Consider the following 12,997-nt stretch of genomic DNA (forward strand, 5'->3'; position numbering starts at 1 on the left):
TCCCGTACCAGGGCTGTGGCGAGCCCTTTCCGGACGGGGCCGAGTGGGGTGGCGACGCGTCCCGGCCGTGTGCACGCTGCTGCCTGAGGAGGGGCCTTGCGCATTGGCGCCGGGCAGGGGCTGTGTTACGCCGCCGCACCCCGACTTCCATCTTTGGGACTCCAATCGAGGAGAAGTGAATGACCCGTCGTCACGTGCGCGTCGTCGGCGCGATGCTCCAGAACGAGATGGGTCGCTACCTCATCACCCAGCGTCCTCCCACCGCGTCGCTGCCCCTGTTGTGGGAGTTCCCGGGCGGCCGGGTGGAGGAGGGGGAGCACGACGCGGTGGCGCTCGCCCGCGAGCTCCAGGAGGAGATGGGGGTCCGCATCGAGGTGCTCGAGCAGGTCATGCACACGCATCACGAGTACCCGACCTACGACATCGACTTCCGCGTGTTCCGCTGCCGCCTGAGCCACCCGGACGCGGAGATCCACCACCTGCGCGTGCATGACCACCGCTGGGTCGCGCTGGAGGAGATGGGCCAGTACCGCTTCCCGGACGCGGACGCGAAGACGCTGGCCCGCCTGCTGGACCTGGACCACTGACCGTGCGCCCCTCCACGCGCCTGCTCGCCACGGCGGGCCTGCTGCTGTCCGCCGCCTGCTCCAGCTCCCGTCCCGCCCCCACCGGCGCCAACGCCCCGGACGCCGGCCTGCAGCAGGTGCCCGCGACGGGGATGGAGGGCTGCCTGCTCTACGCGGACGGCCGGCAGACGGGCACCGTGCCCCGCCAGGTCCCGGAGCTGTCAGGGCTGGCCGCCAGCCAGCGGCACCCGGGCATCTTCTGGGGACACAACGACTCCAACAACGCCTTCGAGCTGTTCGCCCTGGATGAGTCAGGCGCGGTGAAGGCCACGCTGACGCTCACCGGCGCGGACCCCCGCGACATTGAAGACGTCGCCGTGGGCCCGTGCACGCCGGGCGGCAAGGACACCTGCATCTTCCTGGCGGACACCGGCGACAACTTCGAGCGGCGCAAGGAGGTGCGCCTGTTCCGGCTGGCCGAGCCCGCGACCGTGGAGAACACCTCCGTCCCGGTGGAGCCGCTGCCCTTCACCTACGAGGACGGCGCCCACGACGCGGAGTCCCTCATCGTCGACGCGCGCTCCGGCCAGGTGGGCATCCTCACCAAGACGCGCGTGTCGCTGGGCGACCTGTACGCGGTGGAGGGCCTGAAGCCCGGCGCCACCGGCAAGGCGCGCAAGCTGGGCACCCTGCGCGTGCCGGATGACGTGGACCGCCTGTCCACCGCCGCCGCCCTGCACCCCTCCGGCGAGCGCCTGCTGGTGCGCACGTACACCCGCCTGTGGGAGCTGCGCCGGCCGGACGCGAAGCGGCTGGAGGACTTCGTCCAGGCGCAGGTGGTGGAGGTGCCCGGCGCCAGCCAGGCCCAGGCGGAGGCCGTGACGTTCCTCCAGGACGGCCGCGGCTACCTGTTGGGCAGTGAGTTCGTGGGCGAGCCCCTGGTCCGCGTCGACTGCCGCTGATCGGACAGTCCTGACCCCGTTCGTCGTCGTCCGATCACGCCCGGCGGTTGACGGCTTGGCGGGGGTGACCATCTTTGGCCGGCTGAGGGAACCGTCATACGACATGGTGTCGTGTGTACGGGGGAGGGGGAGGGCGAGCGTGCCGACGATGAAGCCACAGGACCTGCCGCCGGGGATGGGCCCGCGCGGAAAGAAGAGCGACAAGCCAACACCCACGAAAGGTGGGTTCAAGTTCGGCTCACCACTGGGCTACATCCTCCTGCTCGTCCTGGGGTTCCTGCTGTTCCGGAACGTGTTTCAGGACGCGGGCGTGCGCCGGGTGTCGTACAGCCAACTTCGCGACGCGGTGGAGAACGGCCAGTTCAGCCGCGTCCAGATTTCAAACGAATGGGTGAAGGGCTTCCTCAAGGACAACGCCCAGCCCCCTCCGGGTGAGCGCGGCACGCTTCGCAGCGAGCCCAGCGCCCTGCCGTGGATGGCCTACCGCGTCCCCGGTGACGAAGGCCTGGTGCCCCTGCTGGAGCAGAAGGGCATCCAGTTCGAGGCCGTCCCGCAGTCGAGCTTCAGCGAAGTGTTGTGGATCTGGCTCATCCCGATGGGCCTCCTCATCCTCTTCTGGAGCTTCATGATGCGCCGGATGTCCGGCGGCATGGGCCAGGGTCCGCAGAGCGTCATGTCCTTTGGCAAGACGCGCGCGAAGGTGCAGGCGGAGGCCGACACCGGCGTGGGCTTCAAGGACGTGGCCGGCGTGGACGAGGCCGTGGACGAGCTGCGCGAAATCGTCGAGTTCCTCAAGACGCCGGAGAAGTTCCGCCGTCTGGGTGGCCGCATCCCCAAGGGCGTGCTGCTCGTGGGCCCTCCGGGCACGGGCAAGACGCTGCTGGCGCGGGCCGTGGCGGGTGAAGCGGGCGTGCCCTTCTTCAACCTCTCCGGTTCGGAGTTCGTGGAGATGTTCGTGGGCGTGGGCGCGGCCCGTGTCCGCGACCTCTTCGCCCAGGCCACCGCGAAGGCGCCGTGCATCATCTTCATCGACGAGCTGGACGCCATCGGCAAGAGCCGCAACTCGGGCGTGGCCGGCGGCCATGACGAGCGCGAGCAGACGCTCAACCAGCTGCTCGCGGAGATGGACGGCTTCGACAGCCGCGCGGGCCTCATCATCCTGGCGGCGACGAACCGCCCGGAGATTCTGGACAGCGCGCTGATGCGCCCGGGCCGCTTCGACCGGCAGGTGCTGGTGGACCGTCCGGACAAGCGCGGCCGTGAGCGCGTGCTGGAGATCCACGCCAAGGGCGTGAAGCTGGGCACGGACGTGGACCTGAAGCAGATCGCCTCCCGCACCCCGGGCTTCGCCGGCGCGGACCTGGCCAACGTGGTCAACGAGGCGGCGCTGCTGGCCGCGCGCAAGAACCGCGACGCGGTGATGCGGGCGGACTTCGAGGAGGCCATCGAGCGCGTGGTGGCGGGTCTGGAGAAGAAGAACCGCACCATGAACGAGCGCGAGAAGGAGATCGTCGCGCACCACGAGGCGGGTCACGCGGTGGTGGGCTGGATGCTGCCCTACGCGGAGCGGGTGACGAAGGTGTCCATCATCCCGCGAGGCCTGGCGGCGCTGGGCTACACCATGTCGCTGCCCCTGGAGGACCGCTACCTCATGTCGCTGGACGAGCTGCGCGACAAGATGGCGGGCATGATGGGCGGCCGCGCGGCGGAGGAGATCTTCATCGGCGAGGTGTCCACCGGCGCGTCCAACGACATCAAGCAGGCGACGGAGATCGCCAAGATGATGGTCCGCGACTACGGCATGAGCTCGCTGGGGCCGGTGGCGCTGGGCAGTGAGCAGGGGCCGGGCTTCTTGCGGTCCGCGGGCCTGCCGGAGTCGCGCAGCTACTCCGAGCAGACGGCGCGGATGATTGATGAAGAGGTCCGCAAGATGGTCTCCGAGGCGCTCGACCGCGCCCGGGAGGTCCTGCACACGAACCGCGACAAGGTGGAGGCCCTGGCCGCGCGCCTGCTGGCGACGGAGGTCATCGAGGAGGAGGCGATGATCACCATCCTGGGGCCCAAGGTGCAGGCGCAGCGTGGCCTGCTCCACCCGGAGGCCCGCACGGTCATCTCCGCGCATCCCGTGGGAGGGGCGGAGTCCGAGCCGGTCGTGCCGCCCACGCAGCACGCTGAAGGCAAGCTCGACTCCTGAGCCTTTGCCTGCCTGCCCTCCGGGCAGCCCTTCGCCCACCGGATCCACCGCCAGCCTGCGGTGGCCGGTGGGCGAAATTACTTTCCAACGACAAGGAGGCGTCGCCGTGGAGAACCGGATTGGAAAGAGCTACATCGCGAGGAAGGCATTGTTCGCCAAGGGCCTGAAGGACGGCCGGCTCACGGTGCAGGAGATCGAGGAGGCGCTGCCCCCGGGGACGTTGACGGCCGCCGAGCGGTGGCTCCTCTACTACTCCCTTCGCGCCGCCCAGGTGGAGATCATCGACGAGGTGACCGGGCAGGTGGACCACGGCTTCATGGCGGAAGCGCCGCCCGCGGCCCCGTCCAACCACTAGGTGCGTTGACAGGGCCGCCCTCGCGGTTACGTTCGCGCCGCTCATCGAGGTCCGCTTCTTCCAACCCCTGGCGCAGGTTCGACAATGGACGGCAATCCCCGCAGCGACGAGACCCCGGAGACGCAGGCCCCCGCCGACACCCAGGCGGAAGCCGGTGACTCCGACATGCAGGCCGAGGCCGCCCAGGATGGCGAGGTGGCGCGGCTCCAGGCGGAGCTGGAGGCGGCGCGCCGCCGGGTGAACGAGCTGGCACGGGGGCTTCAGGACCTCACCAAGGACCGGGAGGAGTTCAAGCAGCGCCTCACCCGCGAGCGCGAGCGGATGCTCGACGTGGAGCGCGGCAACGTGGCCCGCACGCTCCTGGAGGCCATCGACGAGCTGGACCTGGTCCTGGCCAACAGCCAGCAGGACACCTCGCCGCTGGTCCAGGGCGTGCGGATGATCCGCGACAGCCTGTTGTCCAAGGCCCAGGCCACCGGCATCGAGCGCCTCCAGGTGGTGGGGCGTCCGTATGATCCGAACATCGCCGAGGCGGCGGACATGGAGGTGACGCCGGTGGAGGGTGACGACCAGAAGGTCGTCGCCGAGTTCCGCGCGGGCTACCGCCTGAAGGACCGCATCATCCGCCCCGCCCGGGTGAAGGTGGCCCGGTACGTGGCCCCGGCCCAGGCCTGAAGTCCTCCTGGCGCCCGTGCCCCTGCAAGCGGGGCGCGGGCCGGGAAGGGCAGGGGGCAATGGTCTGTTGGGCCCTGACGCCATGGCCCGCCGTGTAAGCTGCCGCCCCGTGTCCGTTCGACTGCTCAGCGTCCTTCTCGTGGTGGCGCTCGCCCCGGTAGCGGGGGCCGCCGGGGATCCGCTCACGCCCTGGCTCCAGGCCCGGGTGCGCGAGCACATCGCCTGGTTCGCCTCCCCGCCGCCCGCGACGGTGGACACCCCGGCCACCCCGGGCGTGTCCTCGCTGTGGCGAGAGCGCCCCGCGGGCTACACGGGCCTGCCCCGCTTCACGCCCCCCACGTCGCTGGCCCCGCTGATCCGCGCGGTGGAGGCGGGCGTGGTGAACATCACCACGGTGGGGCCCGGCGCGGTGGCGGGCGGGGTGAAGCGCTCCACCGGCTCCGGCTTCGTGCTCACGCCCGAAGGGCTGGTCGTCACCAACAACCACGTGGTGGCCAACGCGCAGGGCCCGTCGGTGTACCCGTCCGGATCCGGCGTCACGCCCGGCAAGGACGGCCCCCGCGAGGTGCCGGTGCAGCAGGTGTCCGTGCGGCTGGCGGACGGCCGCGAGTTCCCCGCGGACGTGGTGGGCCGCGACGCGTCCACGGACGTGGCGCTGCTGCGGCTCAATGGTGCCGGGCTGGGGACGCTGCCGGCGGTGTTCCTGGGAGACTCCGACGCGCTGGAGGTGGGGGACTGGGTGGTGGCCATCGGCAACCCGTTCGGCCTGGACCACTCGGTGGCGCACGGGATGATTTCGGCGAAGGAGCGCGTGCTGGGGGTGGGCCAGTTCGACGACTTCATCCAGACGGACGCGCTCATCAACCCCGGCAACTCCGGCGGGCCCCTCTTCAACATGAAGGGCGAGGTGATTGGCGTGAACACCGCCATCATCAGCGAGGGGCAGGGCATTGGCTTCGCGGTGCCCATCAACCTGGTGAAGGACCTGCTGCCCAACCTGCGGGAGAACGGGAAGCTGGAGCGCGGCTGGCTGGGCGTCGTCATCAACGAGGACGGCGCGGACGCCACCGCCACGGCGCCGGTGGTGAAGGACGTCTACCGGGGCAGCCCCGCCGCCCAGGCGCGGATCCGCCCCGGGGACCGGCTGGTGGCGGTGAACGGCCGGCCCATTGGCAGCTACCTGCAGCTGTTGCGCAAGGTGGCGCTCCTGGCGCCGGGCACGGAGGCGAAGCTGACGCTCCTGCGCGACGGCGGCACCCAGGAGGTGGCGGTGCGGCTCGTCGCCAGGCCCGCGCAGGAGGCCACGGAGGGGCTGTCCAGCCGGGGCGGCAGCTCCGCGAATGACCTGGGGCTGGTGCTGAGGGATTTGACGCCGGAGGTGGCCGCGCCGCTGGGCTACGAGGCCTTCCTGGGCGCGCTCGTGTCCGGGGTGCTGCCGCGCAGCCCGGCGGAACAGGCCGGACTGCGCGCGGGCGACGTCGTCATGGAGGTGAACCGCCGCCGGGTGAAGGACTCCGCCGCGGTGAAGGCCGCCCTGGAGCGGGGCAGCGCCGGGGCCAGCATCCTCCTGCGCGTCCAGCGGGGCGACGCGCTCCAGTACATCGCCATCGCCCGCTGAAAGAGGGCCCTGGGGGCGCGCGCTACTTCGCGCCCGCGTCCTTGCCGTTGAGCCACAGCCCCATCTGGTTGCCAGTGCGGCCCTCGGTGACGAGGACGGCCTCGATGCGGGCGTTGACGCCGTAGATCTTCCCGCCGCCCTTCTTGGGCAGCGTCCACACCGACTGCGGCGTGAAGACGACCTGCGCGCGCACGCCCCGGGTGCTGAAGACGCGCTGGAAGGTGCCGCCGTTCCACATGTCCGGCGCCGTGCCGCTCACCACGAGGTAGTTCATCACCGGGTTGCCCTGCGCGTCCGTCTTCTTCGGCGCGCCGTGGGAGAGCCCGTACTTCCCGCCCGCGAAGAAGGGCGTGATGTTGATGGTGTACTCGTTGGTGCCGGGGTTGAAGTCGCCCGCGGACAGCATGCCCGCGTCGTCCTCGGTGACGATCATGTACAGGCGCTTGCCCGTGTACTTCTTGCGGAAGGCCTCCGCCTGCTGCTTGCACTGCGGATCCACGAGCGCCCCGTCACACTCGCCCACGTACTTCTCCAGGAAGGCCCCCAGCCCACCCAGGGGCTCGGACTCGTCGCGAAGCTTCGCGAAGCGCGAGTCCACGTCGGCCAGGGCGAGCGTGGGCACAAGGAGGGCAAAGGCGGCGGCCAGGAAGCGATTCACGGCGGGGAACTCCCGAAAAAGGGGGGAAGGACGGCCCAGGGATGCTGCCACTCCCGCCGCGCCGGGGGCAGCGCTTTCCCGTGAAACGGGACATGGTGCGTCAGGGTGCGTCAGGGTGGATGCAGGTGATTATTTGCCTACATCTGGCTACCGTGTAGTTTGCCCCTGTCCCCACCTGTCTCGGAGCCCTCCCCGAATGAACACGCAGCCCCAGGAACGCCGCTCCAACCTGCGCTTCGACAAGATCTTCACCGTGTACCTGTCCACGCAGGACGGGATGATGCGGGGCATTGGCCGCAACATCAGCGCGCGGGGCATGTTCATCGAGGTGCGCGACTCGCTGGGGCTGGGCGAGAAGCTGAAGGTGACGTTCGCGGGCGAGGACGGCACGGAGATGACGTGCCTGTGCGAGGTCCGCTACCAGGTGGCGCTGGCCTTCGGCCGCAAGGACGGGCGCCCCGGCAACAGCCGCGGCGTGGGCCTGCGCATCGTGGCCTACGAGACCCTGGATGACGCGCCGCTGCTCCTGGTGGACCGCGAGCGGGTGATGCACTGAAACACCGCGGGGCACGGCCCTTCCCGTGTTGAGAGGGAAGACACCGTGCCCCGGGGGGCGACGCAGGGAGGCCTTCGACGGGCCGGTTACTGCGAGAAGCCTTCCAGCAGGTAGTGGGCTTCAATGCGCTTGAGCGCGAGGATCATCGCGGCGCAGCGGCTGTCCACCGTCTTGCCGATGCAGTACGGGCGGCTGTCGTGCATCTCCGTCTTGCGCGGCTGGTTGCGCGAGATGTCCCGGATGATGCGGTAGTTGCGCTTCATGGCGCGCTCGAGGCGCTGGTCGACTTCCGCCTCGCTCCAGCGCTCCATGCGCTTGTTCTGGATCCACTCGTAGTAGGACACCGTCACGCCGCCGGCGTTGGCGATGATGTCCGGGATGAGCTCGATGCCGCGCTTCTGCAGGACGCGGTCGGCCTCCGGGGTGGTGGGGCCGTTGGCGCCCTCGGCGATGAGCTTGACCTTGAGGCGCTCCGCGACGTCCGCGGTGATCTCGCCACCCAGGGCGGCGGGGACGAGGATGTCCGCCTGCACGTCCCAGAGGTCCTTCTTCTCGATGCGCTGGGCGCCGGGGAACCCGATGACGGAGCGCTTGAGGTTCTTGGGGTCCGCCACGTAGGCGGCCAGCGCGTTCACGTCGATGCCGTCGCCGTTGAAGATGGAGCCGTCGGCGTCGTTCACCGCGAGCAGGCGCGCGCCCATGTTCCCCAGGATGATGGCGGCGTGGCTGCCCACGTTGCCGAAGCCCTGGAGGACGAAGGTCTTGCCCTTCACGCTCTCGCCGCGGTCGGCGTAGTAGTCCTCGATGCAGAACGCGACGCCCTGGCCGGTGGCCTTGCCGCGGCCTTCCGAACCGCCGATGCGCACGTCCTTGCCGGTGACGATGCCGCGCAGGTTGTGGCGCTCGCGCTCACCGTCGGAGAACTGGCGGTACAGCAGCGCCATGATCTCCGGGTTGGTGCCCACGTCCGGCGCCGGGATGTCGATGTTCGGCCCGATGAGGCTCTTGAGCCGGTACATGAAGCGCAGGGTGATGGCCTCGATCTCCTCGCGGCCGTACTCGCGCGGATCCAGCTGGATGCCGCCCTTGCCGCCGCCGAACGGGACCTCCGCGATGGCGGTCTTCCAGGTCATCTCCGCGGCGAGCGCCTTGAAGAGATCCAGGGACACTTCGCGGTGGTAGCGCAGGCCGCCCTTGTAGGGGCCACGGGCCTGGTTGTGCTGGACGCGGTAGGCCTTGAAGCGCTGCGACTCACCGGGGACCAGCTGGTAGACGAGCCCGTCCGGCAGGCGCAGGTGGCCGTGGCGGATGGCGACGTCGGAGCCCAGCAGGGCGCGGCCGTTGAGGATGATGTTGCCGTTGGCCAGGCGCTCCAGGCCTTCCGTGTTGCGCACCTGGGTGACGGACAGGTCGGAGAAGGACTTGGCCTCCTCCGGGAGGAGGGGGACCAGGCGGTCCTTGAGCTTCGCGGTGACGTAGAAGATGTGCTCGTAGTCGGGCTCTTCGAGCTCCAGACGCACGCGCTTGTCCAGGCCGATGAGATCCGCCGCGAAGTGGAAGATCTCCATCGCCTCCGTGTAGATGGTGCGCTTGGGCGTAGGGGCCGGGGCGCGCATGAAAGTCTCTTCGCTGGCCATGATGGAACGTGCTCCTTGAGGGCCCACCCGGATGGGGGCCACTGGGGAAAGCGGCGCCCTTATGAGCACAGGCGCCACGCGAGTTCAACCGCTCTGGCAGGGGGCCATTTCTCCAAATAATGGAGAAAAGACGCGGACTTAGGCGACGCGGTGTGTCACCCGGCCGGATGCACCGTGTCATGGATGTCACGGCTTCTGGGGGTTAGAAGCGGGCGTGGGGCCGGGGGCCTGAAGAAGCGCGGAAAAACTCCTTGCCGGGTCCGGATACGGATGGTACTTACGCGCCGCTTTCGGTGCGCCGACATAGCTCAGTTGGTAGAGCAACTGATTCGTAATCAGTAGGTCTCCGGTTCAAATCCGGATGTCGGCTCCAAGAAGAGGAAGGCCGGTTGCCCCTGTGGCAGCCGGCCTTTTTCGTTTTTGGGGTCAAGGGGTTCCGAACTGGACGGCCGGAGAACCGGCTGGGGCTGCTGGCGGATGCGGCGCTGACGTCCGATGGGCTGCGCGGGGCGGGGAGCGGTTCGACAAGGGAGGCACGCAGGCTCCCCGTGCTGCTTTCTTAAGTCGCAGCCCGCTCCTCGCCGAAGTATGAGTCCGCCGCCCAACCAACCGCTTCCGTCAACGCCGCCGCCGTAGAGGCATTGATGGCGTTGCCCCAGCCCGGCACCCAGCCGACAAGCCACTGGCTGATGCCGCGCCCGACGTGCGTGGCTGTGAACGTCAGGAGCAGGTCGGCGGCGGAGGCCTTCGTAATCGCCGCCCCGTGCTCGTGAGCGATGGCGACGATCATTGTCGTCTGGATGCCCGCGAGCACCGGCGCATCCGAGCCGGGGAGCTGCGCAAGGCCCGCCCCGACTGCCGCAGCAGCGGTGGCCGCGGTGTGAACGATCCCGTGGACCTTCTGGTTCGTCGTCAGGGTGGCGGTGCTGGCTTTGGTCGGCATGGGAGTCTTCATCTCCGTCGTGGCTGCGATAGGCAGCGAGCGCGTACTGAGCATGAGTCGTGCCACCATCGGTCAGGCGTCGGGCCGCTTGGAGACTCCGCCATTTCCGAGCGCCTTCACGCGAGGTCCACAAGGTTTATTGTTGTAAGGAAATAAAACTTATAGCGTGGCGGGATGCTGCGAGTCCTCATCGCGTGGGTTGGCACCTCCGACCTGTACGGCCCTTCGAAGGCGGCAGCTGGTGACGTTGGCCCTATCGCGCAGGCACTCGATGTCCGCACGTTCGATCGGGTGGTCTTGCTCGAGAGCTTCAGCAAGCCCGAGCACCAGAACATGCTTCAGCCTTATGTCACGTGGCTGCGCGGGCGGACGAAGGCGGAGGTCGTCGAACGCCCCGAAACGCTCGCTGGGCCCACCGACTTCGGTGGGATTTACGAGGCCGCACGCCGCGCTTGCCAAGACGTCCTCGCACGGGAGAAGGACGCAGCGCTCACTTTCCACCTGAGCCCCGGCTCACCGCCGATGGCCGCAGTGTGGATGCTCCTGGGGAAGACGATCTTCCGCGCCGAGCTGATCGAGTCCTCGCGCGAGCAGGGCGTGAGGACGGCGAACGTTCCGTTCGACATCGCAGCCGAGTTCCTGCCCGACCTGCTACGAGCACCCGACGAGCGACTCCGTAGCCAGAGCACGGCGGATTCTCCACCCGCCCCGGAGTTCAAGGACATCATCCACCGAAGCCAGGTGATGGCGCGGCTCATCCAGCGGGCGCGTCGGGTGGCGCTTCGGAACGTACCCGTTCTCATCGAGGGCGAGTCCGGTACGGGAAAGGAACTGCTTGCCAAGGCCATCCACCGCGCCAGCCCACGTCGCGGCAAGCCGTTCATCCCGGTGAATTGTGGGGCGATTCCAGAGAGCCTGGTCGAGGCGGAGCTCTTCGGCGTGCTCAAGGGAGTGGGTACCGGAGTCGATGCGCGAAAGGGCTTCTTCGAGTCGGCGGACGGCGGGACGCTCTTCCTCGACGAACTGGGCGAGCTGCCCCTGCCGGTGCAGGTGAAGCTTCTCCGCGTGCTGCAGGAGCGTGAGGTCACACCACTCGGAGCGCGTGAGCCGAAGCCAATCGACGTGCGGGTCATCGCCGCGACGAACCGCACCGTCGTCGAGGAGGTTGAAGCCGGGCGGTTTCGCGAGGACCTTTTCTATCGGCTCGCCGTCGCCGTGCTGAAGCTCCCGCCGCTCCGTGATCGGCCGGGCGACACCGGCCTTCTGGTCGACGAACTGCTGAAGGTGGTGAACCAGGAGGCCGCAACCGAGCCCGGTTACGTGCCCAAGAAGTTTTCCACTGGCGCAAGGAATCTTATCCTCGCGCATCCCTGGCCCGGAAATGTTCGCGAATTGCTGCTCACCGTGAAACGCGCCGCCATCTGGAGCGACGGGGCCACCATCTCCGCCGAAGATGTTCGCGAATCCCTCCTCGCGGTGCCGCATGCGCAACGGCGGGACGTCCTTGGTCGCCCTCTCGGTGGCGGCCTCAACCTGCAGAAAATATTGAAGGAAGTGGCGCAGCACTATCTCGGTCGCGCGCTCAATGAAGCGGCTGGCAACAAGACGCGCGCCGCGAAGCTGGTTGGCGCGCCCAGCTACCAGACGCTCTCGAACTGGCTGAGGAAGTATGGGGTCGGTGCGTGACCTTCTCCGCGCACATCGAGTGTTGGCACGACGGCTGCTCATGCGGTCTCTACCAACGGCAATCACGGGAGGTTGTCGTTGGGCCAGGAGGCGCTGCATGCACGTCAACGACAACTGCTTCGAAACGCGCTGTAATGAAGGCCGCTTCACCCTCACCCAGCACGCCCAGGAGCGCATGGCGACGCGCGGTCTCCGCGCCGACGCCGTTGCCGCAGCGCTCGCCTACGGGCGCGTCGTCTATGTCCGTGGCGCATATGTCTACGCGATCGGTCGGAAGGAGATCGCGCGCTACGCGGAGGAGGGCATCGACCTCGCCGCGTGCGATGGCGTCCAGGTCGTCGTCACGTCCCCTGGCTACATCCTCACCGTGTACCGCAACCGCTCCTTCAATGGGCTGCGCGACCGCCGCAACTCACGCCGCAGCCGTCTCGCTCTCGCTGCATAGCCCGTCCCCCTCGGTCAACCGGAGAAAACCATGACCTCACCACTCAAGGAGTTCACCTCGTCGGCCGCGCGCCCGCTGCCCGTCATCCTCCTCGCCGACGTCAGCGGAAGCATGGCGGCAGAAGGAAAGATCGATGCTCTCAACCAGTCCGTCCGCGAAATGCTCTCAACGTTCACTTCGACCGATGATCTCCGCGCCGAGATCCACGTCGCCGTCATCACCTTCGGTGGTGAGGCCCGGGTTCACACGTCGCTCCAGCCCGCGAGCGCGGTGAAGTGGAGTGACCTGGTCGCCGAGGGAGGCACGCCGATGGGGCAGGCGATGACGTTGGCCGCGGACCTCGTCGACGACCGCGAGAAACTCCCGGTGCGCGCCTATCGTCCCACCATCGTCCTCATCTCGGACGGCCAGCCCACCGACTCTTGGCAGGCCGGTCTTGAGCGCGTGACCAGGCAGGGGCGCGCGCAGAAGGCGGACCGCATGGCGCTCGCGATTGGAGGCGACGCCGATGTCGACATGCTGCGACGCTTCCTCAACGACGAGAAGAAGCAGGTCTTCGTCGTGGCCGACGCGCGCCGTATCAAGGACTTCTTCCAGTTCGTCACGCTGTCGGTCACCGCAAGGTCGCGGAGCGCGAATCCAAACGATGTTCCGCGGATGCAGAACCCGTTCGACATCGATCACCTCTAAGGATCACGGGAA

13 protein-coding genes and 1 tRNA gene are annotated in these 12,997 nt (G+C 68.6%); 11 read left to right on the forward strand and 3 right to left on the reverse strand.

Annotated features, from left to right (window positions below; genetic code table 11):
* The first annotated feature begins 179 nt into the window (after nucleotides 1-179).
* The 6 genes from D7W81_RS10985 (at nucleotide 180) to D7W81_RS11010 (ending at nucleotide 6,370) form a co-directional block, all read left to right on the forward strand.
* Nucleotides 180-587, forward strand: coding sequence for a (deoxy)nucleoside triphosphate pyrophosphohydrolase (locus D7W81_RS10985; RefSeq protein ID WP_120555303.1), 408 nt, complete (start codon nucleotides 180-182; stop codon nucleotides 585-587).
* Between the two features lie 2 nt (nucleotides 588-589).
* Entirely contained in the window at nucleotides 590-1,528 is a 939-nt protein-coding gene (locus tag D7W81_RS10990) for a hypothetical protein (RefSeq protein ID WP_208721258.1), read from the forward strand.
* Between the two features lie 148 nt (nucleotides 1,529-1,676).
* On the forward strand, nucleotides 1,677-3,722 hold the full coding sequence (ftsH, locus tag D7W81_RS10995) for an ATP-dependent zinc metalloprotease FtsH (RefSeq protein WP_438503357.1): 2,046 nt from the start codon (nucleotides 1,677-1,679) through the stop codon (nucleotides 3,720-3,722).
* A gap of 106 nt (nucleotides 3,723-3,828) precedes the next feature.
* Nucleotides 3,829-4,077, forward strand: a complete 249-nt coding sequence (locus D7W81_RS11000) for an RNA polymerase sigma factor region1.1 domain-containing protein (RefSeq protein ID WP_120555305.1) — start codon at nucleotides 3,829-3,831, stop codon at nucleotides 4,075-4,077.
* Nucleotides 4,078-4,161: 84 nt separating this feature from the next.
* A complete protein-coding gene (locus tag D7W81_RS11005; RefSeq protein ID WP_120555306.1) occupies nucleotides 4,162-4,752 on the forward strand; it encodes a nucleotide exchange factor GrpE in 591 nt (196 codons plus the stop codon).
* Nucleotides 4,753-4,834: 82 nt separating this feature from the next.
* A complete protein-coding gene (locus D7W81_RS11010) occupies nucleotides 4,835-6,370 on the forward strand; it encodes a trypsin-like peptidase domain-containing protein (protein WP_120555307.1) in 1,536 nt (511 codons plus the stop codon).
* A 22-nt stretch (nucleotides 6,371-6,392) separates the two neighbouring features.
* On the opposite strand, the gene D7W81_RS11015 is transcribed toward D7W81_RS11010, so the two are convergent.
* Entirely contained in the window at nucleotides 6,393-7,028 is a 636-nt protein-coding gene (locus D7W81_RS11015) for a DUF6066 family protein (RefSeq protein WP_120555308.1), read from the reverse strand.
* Between the two features lie 196 nt (nucleotides 7,029-7,224).
* On the opposite strand from D7W81_RS11015, the gene D7W81_RS11020 reads away from it, so the two are divergent.
* Nucleotides 7,225-7,584: a PilZ domain-containing protein gene (locus tag D7W81_RS11020; RefSeq protein WP_120555309.1), complete on the forward strand. Its 360-nt coding sequence runs from the start codon at nucleotides 7,225-7,227 to the stop codon at nucleotides 7,582-7,584.
* A gap of 86 nt (nucleotides 7,585-7,670) precedes the next feature.
* On the opposite strand, the gene D7W81_RS11025 is transcribed toward D7W81_RS11020, so the two are convergent.
* On the reverse strand, nucleotides 7,671-9,221 hold the full coding sequence (locus D7W81_RS11025) for a Glu/Leu/Phe/Val family dehydrogenase (RefSeq protein ID WP_120555310.1): 1,551 nt from the start codon (nucleotides 9,219-9,221) through the stop codon (nucleotides 7,671-7,673).
* Nucleotides 9,222-9,518: 297 nt separating this feature from the next.
* Here D7W81_RS11025 and D7W81_RS11030 point away from each other — a divergent pair.
* Nucleotides 9,519-9,594, forward strand: a tRNA-Thr gene (locus tag D7W81_RS11030).
* 186 nt (nucleotides 9,595-9,780) lie between these two features.
* On the opposite strand, the gene D7W81_RS11035 is transcribed toward D7W81_RS11030, so the two are convergent.
* Nucleotides 9,781-10,164 carry a hypothetical protein gene (locus D7W81_RS11035; RefSeq protein ID WP_120555330.1) on the reverse strand — a complete coding sequence of 128 codons (384 nt, stop codon included), beginning with the start codon at nucleotides 10,162-10,164 and terminating at the stop codon, nucleotides 9,781-9,783.
* A 174-nt stretch (nucleotides 10,165-10,338) separates the two neighbouring features.
* Between D7W81_RS11035 and D7W81_RS11040 the strand changes: the two genes are divergently transcribed.
* From D7W81_RS11040 to D7W81_RS11050, 3 genes are all read left to right on the forward strand, one after another.
* Nucleotides 10,339-11,850 carry a sigma-54 interaction domain-containing protein gene (locus tag D7W81_RS11040; RefSeq protein ID WP_120555311.1) on the forward strand — a complete coding sequence of 504 codons (1,512 nt, stop codon included), beginning with the start codon at nucleotides 10,339-10,341 and terminating at the stop codon, nucleotides 11,848-11,850.
* Nucleotides 11,851-11,947: 97 nt separating this feature from the next.
* Nucleotides 11,948-12,295 carry a DUF4258 domain-containing protein gene (locus D7W81_RS11045; protein ID WP_120555312.1) on the forward strand — a complete coding sequence of 116 codons (348 nt, stop codon included), beginning with the start codon at nucleotides 11,948-11,950 and terminating at the stop codon, nucleotides 12,293-12,295.
* A gap of 30 nt (nucleotides 12,296-12,325) precedes the next feature.
* On the forward strand, nucleotides 12,326-12,985 hold the full coding sequence (locus tag D7W81_RS11050; RefSeq protein ID WP_120555313.1) for a vWA domain-containing protein: 660 nt from the start codon (nucleotides 12,326-12,328) through the stop codon (nucleotides 12,983-12,985).
* Nucleotides 12,986-12,997 lie beyond the last annotated feature (12 nt).

Source organism: Corallococcus aberystwythensis (genome assembly GCF_003612165.1).
GTDB classification, from domain to species: domain Bacteria; phylum Myxococcota; class Myxococcia; order Myxococcales; family Myxococcaceae; genus Corallococcus; species Corallococcus aberystwythensis.

Excerpts from the sequence above, each read along its gene's own strand:
- D7W81_RS10985 (WP_120555303.1), top strand. The coding sequence starts at position 180 with ATGACCCGTCGTCACGTGCGCGTCGTCGGCGCGATGCTCCAGAACGAG.
- ftsH (WP_438503357.1), top strand. The coding sequence starts at position 1,677 with ATGAAGCCACAGGACCTGCCGCCGGGGATGGGCCCGCGCGGAAAGAAG.
- D7W81_RS11005 (WP_120555306.1), top strand. The coding sequence starts at position 4,162 with ATGGACGGCAATCCCCGCAGCGACGAGACCCCGGAGACGCAGGCCCCC.
- D7W81_RS11010 (WP_120555307.1), top strand. The coding sequence starts at position 4,835 with ATGGCCCGCCGTGTAAGCTGCCGCCCCGTGTCCGTTCGACTGCTCAGC.
- D7W81_RS11020 (WP_120555309.1), top strand. The coding sequence starts at position 7,225 with ATGAACACGCAGCCCCAGGAACGCCGCTCCAACCTGCGCTTCGACAAG.
- D7W81_RS11025 (WP_120555310.1), bottom strand. The coding sequence starts at position 9,221 with ATGGCCAGCGAAGAGACTTTCATGCGCGCCCCGGCCCCTACGCCCAAG.
- D7W81_RS11035 (WP_120555330.1), bottom strand. The coding sequence starts at position 10,164 with ATGCCGACCAAAGCCAGCACCGCCACCCTGACGACGAACCAGAAGGTC.
- D7W81_RS11040 (WP_120555311.1), top strand. The coding sequence starts at position 10,339 with ATGCTGCGAGTCCTCATCGCGTGGGTTGGCACCTCCGACCTGTACGGC.
- D7W81_RS11045 (WP_120555312.1), top strand. The coding sequence starts at position 11,948 with ATGCACGTCAACGACAACTGCTTCGAAACGCGCTGTAATGAAGGCCGC.
- D7W81_RS11050 (WP_120555313.1), top strand. The coding sequence starts at position 12,326 with ATGACCTCACCACTCAAGGAGTTCACCTCGTCGGCCGCGCGCCCGCTG.